Annotated in this window: 1 rRNA gene; it reads right to left on the reverse strand. The window is 49.7% G+C overall.

Annotation, left to right across the window (positions count from 1 at the left end):
- Window positions 1–286, reverse strand: a 23S ribosomal RNA gene (locus KI363_RS21760); the annotation flags it as partial.

Below are 286 nucleotides of genomic sequence, written 5' to 3' on the forward strand. Positions count from 1 at the left end.
AGGCATTCGGTGGAAGGGATTCTCACCCTTCTTTCGCTACTCATACCGGCATTCTCACTTCCAAGCGCTCCACTAGTCCTTACGGTCTAGCTTCACAGCCCTTGGAACGCTCTCCTACCACTGACACGGCATTTTTCCAAAGGAAAATATGCATCAATATGTCAATCCGCAGTTTCGGTGATCCGTTTAGCCCCGGTACATTTTCGGCGCAGAGTCACTCGACCAGTGAGCTATTACGCACTCTTTCAATGGTGGCTGCTTCTAAGCCAACATCCTGGTTGTCTAA

It is taken from the genome of Lederbergia ruris (genome assembly GCF_018332955.1).
Lineage (GTDB): Bacteria > Bacillota > Bacilli > Bacillales > Bacillaceae_C > Lederbergia > Lederbergia ruris.